Origin of the sequence: Brevundimonas sp. PWP3-1b1 (assembly GCF_049896065.1) — a bacterium.
In the GTDB taxonomy this organism is placed as follows: Bacteria; Pseudomonadota; Alphaproteobacteria; order Caulobacterales; family Caulobacteraceae; genus Brevundimonas; species Brevundimonas intermedia_B.
Genome location: NZ_JAFCTO010000001.1, coordinates 712,647 through 729,914, shown reverse-complemented (window position 1 = coordinate 729,914; position 17,268 = coordinate 712,647). Strand labels below are relative to the sequence as shown.

Sequence of the window (17,268 nt, the reverse complement as noted above, 5' to 3'; positions counted from 1 at the left end):
GACGCGGCCCGACTCATCCTCGCACCATAGCCCTACAGCGGCTAAGGGCTAGAGCGGCTGGAAGGCGGGGGCGACCGAACGCCTATTCCTCCTGACGGCAGCACGAGACGTCTCAGTCCGCGCCTAGTCGGCAGCCGCTCAATCCATCGTTGCTGGTCAGGCCGACGTCGGCGACGGAGATCGCCAGCGGCTCGGTCGAGCGCAGAGAGAAGGGCGTCTCGATGGCGGATACGCCTGCTTGTTCACCGTCAAAACACGCCAGCCTGATCCGAACAGGCAGCCAGACATTAGGCTGGGCGTCCGCGAGCATGGGCGCGATGTCCATGCGCTGTCGCCCGAAGCCCAGCTCGACCGGGCCGGTCGGCACGGCAGCAAGCCGAACAGAGAAGGCCAGCACCATATCGCCGTTGCGTTGTCGCGACAGATCGACGTGCGGACCGGCGATCAGGGCTTCCGCCGGACCGGTGAAGGTCAGGGCCATGGCGCTCTCCTGCGCTGCGCCATCGGTGGGGCGCACCGTGACGGCGCTGCGAGGACTGGCGCCGGCCAGGACCGTGCCGACCCGGCTGTCGCCGCCCTCGTCGCGCAGCATCAGCGACCAGGGGGCCTGGACGCGGCCGTCGGCGAAATAGCTGTCCAGATTGACGCGCGCGACGCTGACGCCGGGATCTTCGGACAGCGAGGCGACGGAAGCTGGCGTCGCGTAGCTGAGGCCATAGCCATAGGCGAACTGAGGCGCATAATCCGCGTCGCCCACGTTCAGCACGTCCTGCCCGGCGCTGCGTGGCCACGAGAAGGACAGGCGTCCGGTGAAGTCGGACCTGGCCTTGCCGTCCATGCCCGCAACCAGGACATCGGCGATCCCCGCCCCTTCCGTGCCGGGCAGCCAGGCCGCGACGAAAGCGTCCGAGGCGTTGATCTCCGGATTGGTCCACAGCGGACGACCGCTCAGGAACACCGACACGGTCGGAATGCCTGCGGCCTTGTAGCGGCGCAGCAGCTCCAGCGGCTCCGTGGGGGCGAAGTCCAGCGTTTCGAGATCGCCCTGGAACTCCGCATAGGGTGTCTCGCCGAACACCACGATGGCGACATCCGGTCGGGTCTGATAGGCGCCGCCGGCGCTGAGTTCGGCCGTGCCGCCCGCGTCCGTGACTGCGGACTCCAGGCCCTTCCAGATCGACGTTCCGCCGGGGAAGTCGGCGTTGGTCGTGTCGGTTCCCTGCCAGCTGACGGTCCATCCGCCCGACGCTTGGCCGATGGAATCCGCCGCCTGGCCCGCCACCAGAACGCGCGCGCCCGGCCGGATCGGCAGGACGCCTTCATTCTTGATCAGCACCAGCGACTTGCGCACCGCTTCACGCGCCAGGGCGCGGTGATCGGCCGATCCCAGGATGTCCGTACGGCCCTCGATCGAACGGTCGCGATCAAAGACCCCGAGCTTGTATTTGACCCTCAGAATGCGGCGGACGGCGTCGTCCAGCCGGGCTGCGGAAATCTCGCCGGCCTTCGCCTGGGCGAGCGTGTTGACATAGAGACCGCGCCAGCTGTCGGGCGCCATGAACATGTCGAGCCCCGCGTTGATCGCCTCGGCGCAGCTTTCGTTGCTGCACCCCGGGATCTGCCCGTGGGCGTTCCAATCGCCGACGACGAAGCCCTCGAAGCCCATCCGCTCTTTCAGCACGTCCGTCAGCAGCGAGCGGTTGCCGGTGATCTTGACCCCGTTCCAACTGGAGAAGGACGCCATCACCGTCAGGACCCCTTCATTGATGGCGGGCACATAGCCTTGGGCATGGACGGCGATCAGCTCCGCCTCGGAAATCACCGCATCACCCTGATCCACGCCGTTCGCCGTGCCTCCGTCCGCCAGGAAATGCTTGGCTGAACCCGAGATGCGATCGGGCGCCAGTGGGCGCCCCTCGGCCAGCACGCCCTGAAGACCCCGTGTCATCGGCCCAGCGTAGCTGGAAACGATCTCTGGGTTCTCACCATAACCTTCGTAGGCCCGGCCCCACCGGTCGTTGCGGGGCACCGCCAGGGTGGGGCCGAACGTCCAGTCCGCGCCGGACACCGCGACTTCCTGGGCTGTCGCAGCCCCGATCCGCTCGATCAGGCCCGGATCGCGCGCCGCACCCAGGCCGATGTTGTGCGGAAACAGGGTCGCACCGACGATGTTGTTGTGGCCGTGCACGGCGTCGATGCCGAACATCAGCGGGACCGCCGCCCCCGGACGGCTGGCGGCGGCCTCGCGGAAGGCCCGCGACAGGGCGACCCAGTCCGCCAACGGCGCCCGATCGTTCCCTGCCGGGGCGGAGTTGCCGCCGGCCAGTATGGAGCCGATCGGATACTGAGCCAGATCGGCGGGCGAGATGGAGCCGATGTCGGCCTGGATCAGTTGGCCGACCTTCTCCTCCACCGTCATGCGGGCCAGCAGTTGGTCGACCATCGCTTCGGTGCGGGCGTCCGTGATGACCGTCGGGCTGGCGGCCTTGGGCCAGACCGACGGATTGGCGACCGCAGAGGGGGTCTGCGCCGATGCGACCGGTTCGGCGAGAGAGGCGCAGCCCCCCATGACGAGCGCCAGGGCAGCGGCGCACAGGAGCGCTTGACGGGACACGGACATGTTCGGCCTCGATACAAAAGAAGGACGGCGCAGCCGGATGGCCGCGCCGTCAAGGGTCGGGGAGATCAGAAGTTGGCGCGAAGACGGACACCCATCGTCCGGGCCTGGTTCAGGAACAGCACATTGACGACCTGATCCGACACCAACTGCTTTTCGACGACCGTTTCGTCGAACAGGTTGTTGACGTAGCCCTCGATCCGGTAACGCCCGCTGGAGGGTTCCCAGCCTGCGCCCAGGTTCACCGTGACATAGCCCTCTTGCCGTCCCCAGAAGCCCCCGTCGCGGGCTCCGGTGCTGCGCAGGAAGGGACTGTTCAGCGGGGCGGTTGGGTCGATCGTCGTCCCCGCCACCGAGGCCTTGAACGCGTCATAGGCCGCCTGCCCCGCCGCATCACCCGGCCGCGCCGTAAACTGGATTACCGGCAGTTCGTTGTAGATGTTGAGATAATAGGACGAGCGATAGTTGGCCAACAGGTGGAAATCGGCGCGGCCGCCGAACAGATCGACCGTCTGCTGCAGATGGGCGTTGAGATTTACCTTGGAGACGTTGGGCAGGTCGTTGCCGCCGATGTCGATGTTGAAGTTCGGCGTACCATCGCCGTAGTCGGTGCCGCGCGTATCCGTCAGGGCGCCGTCATCCGCCTGGGCGTCGATGTAGGAGCCGATGAGGTCCAGTCGCATGCCGAACGGCAGGTCGAAGCGGGTTTCGAGTTCGAAACCCTTGATGGTGGACTGGGCGACGTTGATGTTCTGCTGCGAGAAGCCGGCGCTGGCGCCATCGGGTCCCGTCCCCAGGGAAACCAGCGTCTGGAAGACCTGATCGGCGTAGTCATAGAAGAAGACGTTGGCGTTGACGTCAATCCGGCCACTGGCGGGGCGGAAGGTGTTCTTCGAGCCCAGCTCGAACAGGGTGACCGATTCTGGCGCAAAGGTCGGGGCCGTGGAGACGCCATTGACGACGATGGTGTCGTTGAACCCGCCAGACTTGTGACCCGTCGAAATGGTCCCGTAGAACAGGTTGTCCTTGGTCAGGTCGTATTCGAACCCGACGCGATAGTCGGTGAAGGTGTCCTCGTATGAGCCGACCTGTTCACCCGGAGCCGATATCTGGAAGAAGCTGTGCTGGCCATTCGCCGGACAGACCTGACCGCCGCCAGCCGGTTGGGTGTCCGGTCGATCGACGCAGGTGCCGTTCGGACGCGATCCGTCGGCGACGCCCGCAATCTGATCGAGGAAGGTGTCGCGCGCGCCGGGCGAGAACGCCCCCAGGAAGTACTGGGCGGCCGCCGCGTTGTCGCCGGGAGCCGGCGGGGCATAGCTGTCGCGTCCGGTGAAGATCGGGCGGAAACCCTCCGTCCCCAGCCGGGTGTTGAAGCAGCAGTTGAACGCCTCGGACCCCAGACCCAGCGACCAGTTGCCGCCAATGCCCCGACGCGACTTGTTCTCCTCGGTATAGCGGAATCCGCCCTTGAGCCGCAGTTGATCGGTGACGGGATAGGTGACGTCGAAATAGGCGGCCAGCGAGTCGGACGAGACGTCGGGGAAGGTGAACTCCGTGCCCGAATAGAACTGTCCCTTGTCGACCACGGACAGGAAGCCGACCTGCTGGCTTTCCTTGAAGTAGAACAGACCCGTGGACCAGACGAACTCTGCGTCCGGGGCCGAGGTCAACCGCAGTTCGTGAATGTCCGACTCCGACAGGGTCAGCCAGTATTGGGTGCCGAAGTTGTCGTAATCGACGTCGCCTGCGCCGTAACCCGGCCGCACCACGCCTTCGTTGGCGGCATTGACTTGGTAGTAGTCCACGCTGCGGCGGCTGGCGGTGTATTCCAGCACAGCGGGACCGAAGTCGTAGGAGGCGTTCAGCGCCAGCCCCCAGTTGTCGTTTTCCACCAGCCCTTGCGGACCACGGAACAGAACTTCGCGCAGTTCGAGCTGGTCGGGCGTGCCGCCGCCGACCAGGCCGTTTCGGACATTGGTCGCGGGATAGCCCGTGCCGCGCTCGGATTCAAAATCCCCCATCAGGCTCAGGCGGAAACGATCGTTCGGCTGGTACAGATAGGTGGCGCGCGCCGAAAAGAGCTGCTGCTCGCCGGTCGGCTTCAGGCTTTGGTCATCGCCGACGTTCTCATAGGCAGTGCCGCGATCGACGCCGTAGATCGCCAGGCGCAGCGCCTGAGTGTCGCCGATCGGAACGTTGACGGCGCCTTCGTAGCCGTAGGTGTCCATCGTGCCGACTTCGCCTTGAAGGAAGCCTTCGGTCACGCCCAGGTGCGGCATGTTCGGAATGATGTTCAAGGTGCCGGCGACGGCGTTGCGACCGCGCAGCGTCCCTTGCGGACCCTTTGCGACTTCCACGCGCGCAAGGTCGAAGAACAGGCCGCCGACGCCGCGTGGGCGAGGGAGATAGACGCCGTTGATATGGGTCGCCGCCGAGGGGTCGCCCAGCTCGGTGTTGTTGGCCGTGCCGACGCCACGGATATAGATCTGGACGTTACCTTCCTGATTGGAGATCGACAGGCCCGGAATGGCGGACTGAAGATCCTCGATCTGGTCGATCCCGACGGCCCTCAAGTCATCGCCCGTGATGGACTGCACCACGCCTGCATAGTCCTGAAGGCTCTGTGCGCGGCGTTCGGTCGTGACGACGATCTCGCCGAGCTCGGTCGCCTCCTCCGTCGTCGGAGCGGTGGTCTCGGGCGCCGTCTGGGCGTGCGCCGCCCCGGTCGTTATCGCCAATGAGGCGCAGCCAAGCAGAAGCGAGCGTTTGAACTGGATCATGATCTTCCTCCCCGTGGCCCCTGTTTTTTCAGGGTGCCGTCGTGACGACGCGCTTGAGGCGCGCCTGTTTCCCACCATCAAACTGTCCTTGTTTGACAGCGCTGTCAACCGAAGATGATTTTTAGGGCGCAACCGCCGTTGAGAGCCGTTCCACCAACGAATACTCCACCTGTTCGGCCTGTCCTGTCTGCCCACGAGAGGCTGGCAGCAACAGACGTGTGGCGGCGGCAGCCATCTCGGTGACCGGCTGGCGGATGGTTGTCAGAGGCGGCGTGCTCAACATCGAACTGGGCGTATCGTCGAATCCAGCGACGGCGACATCGCGCGGAACGCCCAGGCCTGCCGCCGTCACCGCGTTAAGGACGCCAAGCGCCATATCGTCGTTGGAGGCGAAGATCGCAGTAGGGCGATCCTTCAGGCCCAGCAGTCTGCCCCCCGAGATTCGACCCGCCTCGAAGGTGAAATCGCCTTCGACCACCAAGGAAGGATCGACCGTCAGGCCTTGGTCGGCCATGGCGGTTCTGAAGCCCTCGCGCCGGGCCCGGCTGGCCGCATAGCTTTCGGGGCCGGAAATGAAACCGATCCGCCGATGTCCTGCGGCGATCAGGTGATTCGTCATGTCGACTGCGGCCTGACGGTCGTCCATGAACACCCGCATTCCTCGATCCAGGTGAGCTTCCGCGCCCAGCCGTACGAACGGAGTCCCATGGCGTTCCAGAACATCCAGAACACGCGGATCGTCGGAGTTGGGCGGCGTCAGCAATACGCCGTCCGGCCGCAGCGAGCGCAGCAGCGACAACAGATGGGCCTCCAAGCTGGGCGAGCCATAGTCCACCAGTTCGACCAACAGGTGATGGCCGGAGCGACGACATTCGACCAGCGCCCCATATTCCAGCCGACTGAGATAGTCGTTGCCACGTCCGCTTCGCCAGTGCTCCAGCGTCAGCTCCGCGTCCACAAAGGCGGCGATAAGATAGGAAGAGGCGCCCGCCAGAGTGCGCGCCGACAGGCTGGGCCGATAGTCGAGTTGCTCAACGGCCGCCTTCACTTTTGCTTCCAGCGTGGAGCTGACATTGGGGCCGCCGTTCAGCACGCGAGATACGGATTTGATCGAGACGCCGGCGAGGGCGGCGACATCATAGATCGTCGCAGTCATTGCGGCGGCGTCCTCTTCCAACGGCCCCAAGTCCGCAAGCGCGAATATGCGGTCGTTGATGCGCCACACGCAAGATTTCGCTCGCCCCCGAAATCGAGTTTGGCCACAGTCGCCCGGAATGAAGGCTGATCTGGATATCGAGGCCGCCTCCACGCCCCCCGTCAGCGCCGGTTTCGTCGCCACCCTGACCTTGGCCTACGTCGGGGCCTTCATCGCGTTCGTTCCCCTGCTCAGCCTGCTTGTGCCCCTGCAGGCCCAGGCCCTGTCGCCGAACGACAAAATCGGACTGCTGAGCCTCGTGACCCTGCTGGGCGCGGTGGTTGCCAGCGGGACCAATCTGGCCGTCGGGTGGGCCAGCGACCGCACTCGTCACCGACTGGGACGTCGTCGCCCGTGGATTGCGGCGGGCCTGATCGGGGTGATTGTCGCCTACGGCGTGATCGCGGCGGCCGACGGGCCGATTCCTCTGGTCCTCGGCGTGATACTCTTTCAGTTCGCTTTCAACATGATGTTCGCCCCCCTGACGGCCGTACTGGCGGACCAGGTCCCGGACCGGCAGAAGGGCCGCGTCGCCGCGTTTCTTGGTCTGGGCGCGCCTTTGGGCGCCGCAAGCGGCGTCCTGATCACCCACCCGATTCTGATGGGCGCCCCTGAGCGAATGGCGCTGCTCGGCCTATTGGTCGTCGCCTGCCTGTCGCCCTTTCTGGTGATCTACCGGGACACCCCCGCCTCCCCCTCGTCCGTCGGCCGCACGCCGCTGATGCCAAGGCTTTCGTCCGACTTCGGGTTCGCCTGGCTGTCGCGGTTCTTTCTGCAGATCGCCGCCAGCATCGTGAACGCCTACATGCTCTTCTACCTCGCCGATCACGCGCACTATGCAGAGCAGTTTCCCGGCGCCACGGTCGAAAGCGGACTGGCGCGGCTGATCACCCTGTCCACCGTCCTGGTGCTCGCGTCCGGCTTTCTGGGCGGGCTGGCGTCGGATCGGCTCAACCGGCGCAAGGCCTTCATCGTGGCGGCTGCGGTGCTGATGGCCAGTGGATTGGGGGTCTTCGCCGTCTGGCCGGGCTGGCCGGGTCCGCTTATCGGTTACGGCATCTACGGCGTCGGCTTCGGCCTCTACACCACCGTCGACGCCGCCCTCGTGGCCCAGGTTCTGCCGTCGCGTCGCGACACGGCCCGCGACCTGGGGATCATGAATCTGACGAACACCTTGCCCACGGTTCTGGCTCCCATCGTCGCCATCGTCGCCCTAGGTCCGGATCGCCAGGCTTGGCCTCAGTTGATGGGCGCCGCCGCGATCATCGCGCTGGTCGGCGGCATGGCGGTCCTGGGAGTGAGGCGGCTCCGCTGACGCCCGGGTGTCGATCAAACTGACGGCGGACGATTGACGACAGCGCTGTCATCCTGTTGCCATCGCCTGAATCTTTGGGAGAGGCGTCAATGTCGAATAGCTTTGCGCGAGGCTGGGCGCCGATGTCGCTGATCGCGATCGCCGGCCTGTGCGTCTCCCTGCTGTGTTCAGAAGCGCGAGCCTCCGACAGGCCCACTGCGCGACAGGCGGCCGATGCGATGGGCTACGGCTTCAATCTCGGACAGATGTTCGACAACAGCCAGCATCCCCCGACGCTCGCCGCCGCCCGGCCCAAGATCGACGCCTATTACGCACGAGGATTCAGGACCTTGCGCATCCCCGTGACCTGGACGGAAGACGTCGGCGGCAGCGCCCTCGCCCACCCAGACACAGGCCTTCTGAACCGGAACTCGCCCCGCCTCCGGGAACTTGAAGCGGTCGTTGACTACGCCCTGGCTCAGCCTGGGCTTTATGTCGTGATCAACGCTCATCATGAGACCCGCCTCAAGGACGACGGACGCGCCGACGTTCTGGCCCAGCTATGGGCCGAAATCAGCGACTTGTTCGGGGATCGGGATGGTCGGCTGCTGTTTGAAATTCTGAACGAGCCGCATCTCAGCAATCATCAGCCCATGCCCCCCGATACTCTGCGCGGCATGACCGGCGCCGCCTATGCGCGCATCCGACGGGCCGATCCCCGCCGCGTCGTCGTGATCGGCGGCAATCAGTGGTTCGGAGCTGCGGAAATGGCCGCGACATGGCCGAACCTCGATGCTGTCGGCGGCGGCCGCGACCCGTATGTCATGGCCACGTTCCACCATTACAGCCCCTGGACCTTCAACGGCGACCATCAGGGCGACTATGCCGATCCCTGGACCGACGATGACATCGCCAGCCCCATGGAAGTCATGGCCAAATGGTCTTCGACCACCGGCAACGGCATGCCGATCTTCATCGGCGAATGGGGCGTGGGCTGGAAAAGCCGTCTGAACGAGATGGATTGCAACAACATCCGTCACTGGTACGCGCGCTTCGACGCCGTACACGCCAAGGCCTTTCGCATGCCGACCGCCGTTTGGGACGACGGTGGCTGGTTCCAGGTCTACGACCACGAAACCAACAGCTTCCCCAGCAACCTGATCGACTGCATCGGCGGCGCCTGCACCTGGTCAGGACACGAACGTTTCAATCCCGCGTGCACCTGAATGCGACGACGTCCAACAAAGAGGGACGTGTTTGGCAAGGCTCGGATCGGTCTCAGAACCGGCGTCGCCGGAGAGCGGCGGCTGGAGGCGTGGATGCGGTCGATTTCGCATCTGAGGATCGGAGCCCTGTTCGCCTATGCCGAGCAGGTTCGCCGTTCACGCTCCGGCCCGACCTTGGGCTGAGCGATCAACCTCAGATGCGCGCCGCAGCCGCCACCAGGGCTTCCACGGGGTCAGATGGTGCTCGTGGTGGCGGCCGAAGTGGAAGCAGGTCAGCAGGGACAGGACAGGGCCGAACGGGCTGCTGCGGGCGTTGTGGTGGTCGGGGAAGGCGTCGTCGGTGTGGCGGTGGGGCAGCCAGGTGCCGAAGGTGAAGAGCTGGAGCGCCGAGAGCAGGGCCGGGGCGGCCCAGAAGACCAGCAGGTTCGGGACGTGCGCGCCCAAGGCGAACACGGCGATGCAGACCAACAGGCTCAGAACGGCCAGCTCGCGCCAGCCGAAATAGGTGCGAAAGAAGCCGTAGAACCACGGAAGAAAGGCGCGCGGGGCGTCGGCATGGAAGTCGGGATCGTCCGGCGTGCCGGGCGCGGCGTGATGGTCGTGATGGGCGGTCTTCAGCGGCGTGAACCGGAAACCGGCGTAGAGGCCCAGAGCCAGGCTGCCGACCGCGACGTTCAGCCTGGGCCGGCCCGGCGCCAGCGATCCGTGCATGGCGTCGTGCGCTACGATGAACAGGCCGACGGACAACCAGGTCTGGATGGCGACGATCAGCGGGGCGATCAGAACGCTCCACGCCGTCCAGCGATGAAAATAGACGCCGTAGATATGCAGAACCAGCCAGGCCGACGCGATCATCCCGGCGAGCGTCAGACCGATCAGGGTCTGGTTCGGGACGATCCGGGGCGCAGGGGAGACGGCGGACATGGCGCGACACTAGCGCACTGTGGGCGGGTAAGCATCCTGCTCGCTTGCCGCATTCGTCGTCGCGTGCCACCTGTCGGGAATGCAGGCCGACGCCTTTGACACCTCCGGGCCCGACCTCCTCCTGATCGGCGGCGGCCTCGCCAACGGTCTGTTGGCGCTGCGCCTGTCGCAGCTTCGGCCCGACCTGGATGTCCGCATCGTCGAGGCGGCCGAGACGCTGGGCGGCGTGCACACCTGGTCATTCTTCGAGGGCGATCTGACGGCGGTGCAGCACGGCTGGATCGACGCCTTGGTCGTGCATCGCTGGCCCGGTTATGCGGTTCGGTTTCCGCAGTTCGAGCGCAACCTTTCCACCGGCTATCGCAGCGTGACGGCCGAACGGTTCGCGGCGGTGGTCAGCGCGGCCTTGCCCGGCCGGATCATGCTGGGGGCGCCGGTCGCGTCGGTGTCCGAGACCGAGGCGGTGCTGGCCGACGGTCGGCGGCTGAAGGCGAGGGCGGTCATCGACGGGCGAGGGCCGGTCGCCACGCCGGACCTAGCGCTGGGCTTCCAGAAGTTCGTCGGGCTGGAGGTTCGACTGGCGGCGCCGCACGGCCTGACCGCACCCATCGTCATGGACGCCCGCGTCGATCAGGCGGGGGGCTATCGCTTCCTCTACACCCTGCCGTTCGACGACCGAACCCTGTTGATCGAGGACACCCGCTATACCGACGGCGCCGAACTGGATCGCGACGTGTTCAGGCAGGGCGTGCGCGACTATGCCGCACAGCAGGGGTGGGTCATCGAGACGGTGCTGAGGGAGGAGGACGGCGTCCTGCCCGTGGCCCTGGACGGCGACATCGCCGCGCACCTGACCCGCATGGGGCCGACTGCGTTGAGCGGCCTGCGTGCCGGACTGTTTCATCCGACGACCGGCTATTCCCTGCCGGACGCCGTGCGCCTGGCCGATCATCTGGCGGACCGGTTGGCGAAAGATTTCGAAGGCGCGAGCCTGGGCGCCGAAATCCGCCGCCATGCGGGCGACGTATGGGCCGGGCGAGGTTTTTATCGGTTGCTGAATCGGATGTTGTTTCGCGCGGCGCGCCCCGAAGAACGATACAGGGTGCTGGAGCGGTTCTATCGTCTGCCCCAGCCGTTGATCGAACGCTTCTACGCCGCCGGGTCCACCCTCGCCGACAAGGCGCGGATCCTGAGCGGAAAACCCCCGGTGCCCCTGGGCGCCGCATTGACCTGTCTGGTCGAAAAAGGACGTGCGTGATGCGGGCTGCAGTGATCGGATCGGGTTTCGGGGGGCTGTCGCTGGCCATACGGCTGCAGTCGGCGGGCATCCAGACCACGGTGTTCGAGGCGCGCGATCTGGCGGGCGGCCGGGCCTATGTCTTTAAGGACAAGGGCTACACCTTCGACGCCGGTCCCACCGTCATCACCGATCCGTCGGCGCTGGAGGAACTGTTCGAGGCCAGCGGGCGCAAGCTGTCGGACTATGTCGAACTGCTGCCGGTCGCCCCCTTCTATCGGCTGTGCTGGGAAGACGGCGACGTGTTCGATTACGTCAACGACCAGGACGAGCTGGATCGCCAGATCGTGGCGCGCAATCCGGCGGACAAGGAAGGCTATCGCAAGTTCCTGGCCTATTCCGAGGACCTGCTGAAGGAAGGCTATCTGAAGCTGGGGGCCGTGCCGTTCCTGGATTTCGCCAGCATGATCAAGGCGGCGCCCGAGCTGATGCGGCTTCAGGCCTGGCGGTCGGTCTATGACAAGGTGGCCAGCTTCATTCAGGACGAGCACCTGCGCCAGGCGTTCAGCTTCCACTCCCTGCTGGTCGGCGGCAATCCGTTCGCGACCTCGTCGATCTATGCGCTGATCCATGCGCTGGAGCGGCGCTGGGGCGTGTGGTTCCCGCGTGGCGGCACCGGCGCCCTGATCCAGGCCATGGTGCGCCTGCTTGAAGACCTGGGCGGCGAGGTCAGGCTGAACAGTCCGGTCGAACGGATCACGATGGCGAACGGCCGCGCGACCGGCGTGGTCGTGGGCGGCGAGACCTTGGCCTTCGACATGGTCGCCTCCAACGCCGACGTGGTCCACACCTATCAGCGCCTGCTGGGCCAGGAGCCGCGCGGTCGCAAGGAGGGCGCCAAGCTGGCGTCGCGCCGCCATTCCATGTCGCTGTTCGTCATCTATTTCGGCCTGAAGCGGGTTCACCCGGAGGTGCGCCACCACACGGTGCTGTTCGGCCCGCGCTATCGCGAACTGATCGCCGAAATCTTCAAGGGGCCGGACCTTCCCGACGATTTTTCGCTGTATCTGCACGCACCGACGCGGACCGATCCGTCCCTGGCGCCCGAGGGTTGCGACGCCTTCTACGTGCTGGCGCCCGTGCCGCACCTGGCCTCGGCCGACATCGATTGGGAGGTCGAGGGGCCGCGCTATCGCGACCGGATTCTGGCCTATCTGGAAGAACGCTACATCCCCGGCCTGACGGCGGACCTCGACACGTGCCGCATCTTCACGCCCGTCGATTTCCGAGACCAGCTGAACGCTCACCAAGGCTCGGCCTTCTCGCTGGAGCCGATCCTGACCCAAAGCGCCTGGTTCCGGGTGCACAATCGCGACGACCAAATCCCGAACCTCTATTTCGTGGGCGCCGGCACCCATCCGGGCGCAGGCGTGCCCGGCGTGGTCGGCTCGGCCAAGGCCACGGCCGCCCTGATGATCGAAGACGCGAGGCAGCCGGCATGACCGACGCCGTCCTGGACCACAGCCGCCAGGCGATGGAGCAGGGGTCCAAGAGCTTCGCCGCCGCCGCGCGCCTGTTCCCGGCGGCGATCCGCGACGACGCCTGGATGCTGTATTCGTGGTGCCGACACTGCGACGACGAGATCGACGGCCAGGTGCTGGGCCACGGCGCGGTCGGCATCGACCCGGTGCTGGCGGGCGAAAAGCTGGCCGAACTGCGCGCCCGCACGGCGGCGGCCCTGGCCGGCGAGCCGCAGACCGACCCGGTCTTCACCGCCTTCCAGCGCGTGGCGGATCGTCATTCAATCCCGGCCGAAGAGGCCATGGACCTGTTGCACGGGTTCGAGATGGACGTGGTCGGGCGGCGCTACGACACGCTGGAGGACACGCTGGACTATGCCTATCACGTCGCGGGCGTGGTCGGGGTGATGATGGCCCGGATCATGGGAGTCGAGGACGCGCCTACCCTGCGTCGCGCCCAGGACCTGGGGCTGGCTTTCCAACTGACCAACATCGCGCGCGACGTGGTCGAGGATGCGAAGGGCGGGCGGGTCTATCTGCCGGGCGCCTGGCTGGACGAGGCCGGGGTGCCGCGCGATCAGGTCGATCAGCCCCAGCACCGCGCCGCCGTCGCCCGCACCGCCCAGCGCCTGGTCGCGGCGGCCGAACCCTTCTACGCCTCGGCCCGGTGGGGCCTTCGCGATCTGAACCCGCGTTCGGCCTGGGCCATCGCCACGGCGCGCGGCGTCTATCGGTCGATCGGTCGCCATGTCTCGCGCGCCGGGCCGGCGGCCTGGGACGGTCGGACCTCGGTCGACAAGGCGGGCAAGCTGATGCTGCTGGGGCGTGGCGGGTTGATCGCCCTGTGGTGCAAGACGCTGGACGCCTGGCGCGAGCCGCCGCCGCGTCCCGCTTTGTGGACCCACGTCTGAAGGCTTAGCGCGCCGCGCGACGCCGTTCCAGAACCAGAGACACCCCCAGGCCTGCCGCGCCGAGGGCGCCTAGAACCGCCCAGCCGGCGACGACGCCCGGCGTGAACTCGGCCCGCCAGATCACGGCCTGATAGGCCTCGATGGCCCAGGCGTGCGGCGTGATCCAGCCCAGGGCGCGGAAGGCCTCGGGCATCAGGAAGCGCGGCGCCATCGACCCGCCCAGCGCCGCCAGCAGCAGGACGACGAAGGTGGTCAGGGGCTGGGCCTGTTCGCGTGATCGACACGCCGCCGTCAGCGCCAGGGCTAAGCCCGCCGCCGAAAACCCGACCAGAACCGCCGTCACGGCCCCTGCCCCCAACTGCCATGGCGCAAGATCGGGCAGTTTCGCCCAGGCCGCGACGAAGACGGCGGCCGACTGCATCACCCCCACGACCGTCAGCCACGCCGCTCGCCCGGCCAGGATCGGCGCCAGGCCGCCCCTCGCCAGGGCCAACCGTGCCTGAAGTCCCGAACGGCGCTCGTCCAGTCCGCCCATGGCCCCGTGCATGGCGGCGAAGAAGACGAACATCACGCTGACCGCCCCGGCGTAATAGGCGGCCTGGACATCGCCGGTCGGACCGACCTGCACTGTCGCGACGCGCGTGGTGGGCGGCGCGACCTGGCCGGACAGGGCCGCCGCCATCGGCTCCACCCGCGCCTGAAGCGCCGCCGCAGCCACGTCGCGACCGGCGGCGGACACCACCACGACCTGGGGCGGGCGTCCGGCTGAGGGACGGATCAGGATGCCGGCGTCCGCGCGACCGTCGATCACCGCACGCTCCAGCTCGCCTGCATCCTCGACCGTGCGCAGCCGGTCGCCCATGTCGCGCGCCAGGGCGTCGTGCATCGCCGCCGTCGCCGGAGTGCGCGCCGCATCGTGCATGACGACGGCCGTGTCGATCTCGCCCCGCGCGCCCGCGCCGAAGATGGCGGCGAACAGCAGATAGACGAGCGGCGGCAGCAACAGTGTCAGCACCACCCCGGCCCGGTCGCGCCAGAAACCCCTGGCCCAGGCGCCCGGCACGGCCATCATAACGACGTCCCCGACAGATGCGCGACCAGATCGTCCAGCCCCGGCCGGCGAACCGCGACCTCGCCCCCCTCGCCATCGACCACAGCGGCCAGCATCTGGGCGACGGCGAGCGCATCGTCGCAGAGGCGACGCCATTCCAGCCTGTCGTCGGCTTGGGTCAAGCCGGCCTGAGTGAACCATTGGGCGGCGGCTTCCGAGGCCGGTCGTGTCAGACGAATGCTGAGCAGCCGCGCCGCGCCGAAGGCCTGATGCAACAGGGCGTTCGGCGCGCCTTCGGCCAACAGCCGACCCTGCGCCAACACGCCGATCCGGTCCGCCGTATCGGACACGAAGACCGCGTCGTGGCTGATCAACAGGCAGCCGGCGCCCGCCTTGACCGTCTCGCGCAGGGCGGCAGACAGGACGCCGCGCGTGCCGGCGTCCACCCCTTCCGTCGGCTCGTCCGCAATCAGCAATCGGGGCTGTCCGACCAGGGCGGCGCTCAGGTTCGCGCGCCGTCGCCATCCGCCGGACAGGGTGCGCACCGGCTGATCCGCGCGCGGGCCGCAGCCGGTCAGATCAAGAGCGCGGTCCACCGCCGCGCGGCGGGCGTCGCGCGCGACCCCGCAAAGCCGCGCCGTCACCTCGACATTCTCGCGCGGCGACAAGGCGGGAAACAGGGCGCTGTCCTGGGGCGCCAAACCGATGCGGGCGCGTGTCTGGGTTCCATCGCCCACCGCCACGCGCCCCCGGCGCACGGGCAGCAGGCCGCAGGCGACGCGCGCCACCGTCGACTTGCCCGCGCCGTTCGCGCCCAGCAGGGCGTATACCTCGCCCGCGTTCAGGGTCAGGCTGAAATCCCGCAGCACCGGCCGGCCGTCATAACCGGCCTCTATTCCGTCCAGGACCAGCGCCGGCGTGACGCTAGATCCCAAGATCGGCCTGCTGAAAGAGATCGCGGACATAGAGGGTCAGGGGGCTGTCGTGGCCGACCGCCTCGGCCGCCCTGGACAGCGACTGACGCACCGCCGCGCGGACCCGCCCTTCGCCCCACAGATCGACGAAGGTGATCGTGTCCTGATCCTGGCCGACATCCTTGCCGACGGCGCTGGTGGTCGAACAGGCGTCCAGCAGATCGTCATAGAGCTGGAAGGCGAAACCGACCGCCTCACCGAAGTCCGACAGCCGGGCCAGGTCGTCGACGTCGCCCCCGCCCAGCAGGCCGCCGCCGCGCACCGTCGCCACGAACAGGGTGCCGGTCTTCAGGTCGTTGATCTGACGCAGGGCCACGGCGTCACGCTCTTGCGCATCGTCGCGCAGGTCGCGCATCTGCCCCTCGGCCAGACCGTCAAAACCGACGGCCTGCGTCAAAAGGTCCAGCGTGGACAGCCGCACCTCGGCCGGCAGCCGGCTTTGCAGAATCAGTCGTGTGGACTGGTTCAGCAGGGCCACCGCCGCCAGCACGGCCGCATCCTCACCGTGGCGGCGATGCAGCGTCGGCTGCCCCCGCCGCAGGACCGCGTCGTCCATACAAGGCAGGTCGTCCAGCACCAAAGACGCCGCATGGACCATCTCCAGCGCGCAGCCATAATCCAGCGCATCGTCGGGACGCCCGCCCACATGGGCCGCCGCCAGCATGGCCAGCACAGGGCGGACCCGTTTTCCCTGTCCCAGCAAGGCCTCGCGCGCCGCAAGCGACAGCAGGCTGTCCGACGACGGCGCCAGTTCGGTCAGGCGTGACTGGACCCGCAGACGCATGTCGTCGGGCGCGCAAGGTTCGCATGCCACGGGCGGCTGGGGCCTCGCGCCGACGATCGCCATACAGGTCTCCTGGTGTCGCCTACCGTCGCGTTGCGACGACGATCCGAACCGTTGTGATCGCATACGGCATCACGACCGCGTCGGATGCAAGCCGCCGTCGCCGTGTTTCCCGGTCAGGAGAGATTCAAGAAAACCGGCTGGCTCAGACGCCGCTGCTGGAAGAGCCGCGCTTCTGGGTCAGTTCGGCCTTCAGCGCTCGCGCCGAACGCACCCACAGAAAGCCGAACGAGACGCAGCCTTCTTTCGTCCGCACCGCGTGGTGCAGGCGATGGGCCTGGATGCGCCGCGTCCAGAAGCCTGAACGGCCTTCGACGCCGGTCGGGAATCGCCGATGCACCAGCCCGTCGTGGAAATAGAAATAGATCATCCCATAGGCCGTCACGCCCAGGCCGATCGGCAGGGCCCAGGCCCAGACGTGCAGGCCCAGCGCTATCAGGACGATCGCCGGCGCCGCGAACACCACGGCGAACAGGTCGTTCTTTTCCAGGACATCGTCGTGCGGTTCATGGTGGCTGCGGTGCCAGTTCCACAGCAGGCCGTGCATGACGTAGCGATGCATGGCCCAGGCGAAGACCTCCATCCCGAAGACGGTCACAAGGAACAGCAGGATCATCACCGGCAAGGCCATGATCGCATCATAGGCGGTTTGAACGGCGCCCGCCACGACTTGACCCGGACATATGTTTGGC

The 17,268-nt window shown here is 67.1% G+C and carries 13 protein-coding genes; 5 read left to right on the top strand and 8 right to left on the bottom strand.

All coding sequences use genetic code 11. The features are described from left to right. Positions 1 to 112: 112 nt before the first annotated feature. The 3 genes from ACP69V_RS03480 to ACP69V_RS03470 all read right to left on the bottom strand — a co-directional run bounded on the left by ACP69V_RS03480 (position 113) and on the right by ACP69V_RS03470 (position 6,556). Complete coding sequence (locus tag ACP69V_RS03480) at positions 113 to 2,620, bottom strand: glycoside hydrolase family 3 N-terminal domain-containing protein (RefSeq protein WP_426022659.1); 2,508 nt, start codon at positions 2,618 to 2,620, stop codon at positions 113 to 115. A gap of 65 nt (positions 2,621 to 2,685) precedes the next feature. Then, positions 2,686 to 5,400 (bottom strand): TonB-dependent receptor, encoded by a 2,715-nt coding sequence (locus tag ACP69V_RS03475; RefSeq protein ID WP_426022658.1) that lies wholly within the window; start codon positions 5,398 to 5,400, stop codon positions 2,686 to 2,688. A 121-nt stretch (positions 5,401 to 5,521) separates the two neighbouring features. After that, entirely contained in the window at positions 5,522 to 6,556 is a 1,035-nt protein-coding gene (locus ACP69V_RS03470) for a LacI family DNA-binding transcriptional regulator (protein ID WP_426022657.1), read from the bottom strand. 118 nt (positions 6,557 to 6,674) lie between these two features. Here ACP69V_RS03470 and ACP69V_RS03465 point away from each other — a divergent pair, with 118 nt between their 5' ends. Both ACP69V_RS03465 and ACP69V_RS03460 read left to right on the top strand, forming a co-directional pair. Then, complete coding sequence (locus ACP69V_RS03465) at positions 6,675 to 7,910, top strand: MFS transporter (RefSeq protein ID WP_426022656.1); 1,236 nt, start codon at positions 6,675 to 6,677, stop codon at positions 7,908 to 7,910. 122 nt (positions 7,911 to 8,032) lie between these two features. Continuing rightward, positions 8,033 to 9,115 carry a glycoside hydrolase family 5 protein gene (locus ACP69V_RS03460; RefSeq protein WP_426022655.1) on the top strand — a complete coding sequence of 361 codons (1,083 nt, stop codon included), beginning with the start codon at positions 8,033 to 8,035 and terminating at the stop codon, positions 9,113 to 9,115. 156 nt (positions 9,116 to 9,271) lie between these two features. Here ACP69V_RS03460 and ACP69V_RS03455 read toward each other — a convergent pair whose 3' ends face one another. Further along, the gene (locus ACP69V_RS03455; protein WP_426022654.1) at positions 9,272 to 10,039 is read right to left on the bottom strand and encodes a fatty acid desaturase; all 768 of its coding nucleotides are present in this window, start codon (positions 10,037 to 10,039) and stop codon (positions 9,272 to 9,274) included. Between the two features lie 79 nt (positions 10,040 to 10,118). Between ACP69V_RS03455 and crtY the strand changes: the two genes are divergently transcribed. The 3 genes from crtY to ACP69V_RS03440 are packed head-to-tail and all read left to right on the top strand — an operon-like array spanning position 10,119 to position 13,707. Continuing rightward, a complete protein-coding gene (gene crtY, locus ACP69V_RS03450; protein WP_426022653.1) occupies positions 10,119 to 11,297 on the top strand; it encodes a lycopene beta-cyclase CrtY in 1,179 nt (392 codons plus the stop codon). Further along, the gene (locus ACP69V_RS03445) at positions 11,297 to 12,778 is read left to right on the top strand and encodes a phytoene desaturase (protein WP_346496203.1); all 1,482 of its coding nucleotides are present in this window, start codon (positions 11,297 to 11,299) and stop codon (positions 12,776 to 12,778) included. Before crtY ends, ACP69V_RS03445 begins: the two co-directional genes overlap by 1 nt. Next, positions 12,775 to 13,707 carry a phytoene/squalene synthase family protein gene (locus ACP69V_RS03440; RefSeq protein WP_346496201.1) on the top strand — a complete coding sequence of 311 codons (933 nt, stop codon included), beginning with the start codon at positions 12,775 to 12,777 and terminating at the stop codon, positions 13,705 to 13,707. The genes ACP69V_RS03445 and ACP69V_RS03440 overlap by 4 nt, the downstream gene beginning before the upstream one ends. A gap of 4 nt (positions 13,708 to 13,711) precedes the next feature. On the opposite strand, the gene ACP69V_RS03435 is transcribed toward ACP69V_RS03440, so the two are convergent. The 4 genes from ACP69V_RS03435 to ACP69V_RS03420 all read right to left on the bottom strand — a co-directional run bounded on the left by ACP69V_RS03435 (position 13,712) and on the right by ACP69V_RS03420 (position 17,243). Beyond that, the gene (locus ACP69V_RS03435; RefSeq protein ID WP_426022652.1) at positions 13,712 to 14,779 is read right to left on the bottom strand and encodes an ABC transporter permease; all 1,068 of its coding nucleotides are present in this window, start codon (positions 14,777 to 14,779) and stop codon (positions 13,712 to 13,714) included. Continuing rightward, complete coding sequence (locus ACP69V_RS03430) at positions 14,776 to 15,693, bottom strand: ABC transporter ATP-binding protein (protein WP_426022651.1); 918 nt, start codon at positions 15,691 to 15,693, stop codon at positions 14,776 to 14,778. Before ACP69V_RS03430 ends, ACP69V_RS03435 begins: the two co-directional genes overlap by 4 nt. Then, a complete protein-coding gene (locus tag ACP69V_RS03425; RefSeq protein WP_426022650.1) occupies positions 15,683 to 16,579 on the bottom strand; it encodes a polyprenyl synthetase family protein in 897 nt (298 codons plus the stop codon). The genes ACP69V_RS03430 and ACP69V_RS03425 overlap by 11 nt, the downstream gene beginning before the upstream one ends. A gap of 142 nt (positions 16,580 to 16,721) precedes the next feature. After that, complete coding sequence (locus ACP69V_RS03420; protein ID WP_426022649.1) at positions 16,722 to 17,243, bottom strand: sterol desaturase family protein; 522 nt, start codon at positions 17,241 to 17,243, stop codon at positions 16,722 to 16,724. Positions 17,244 to 17,268 lie beyond the last annotated feature (25 nt).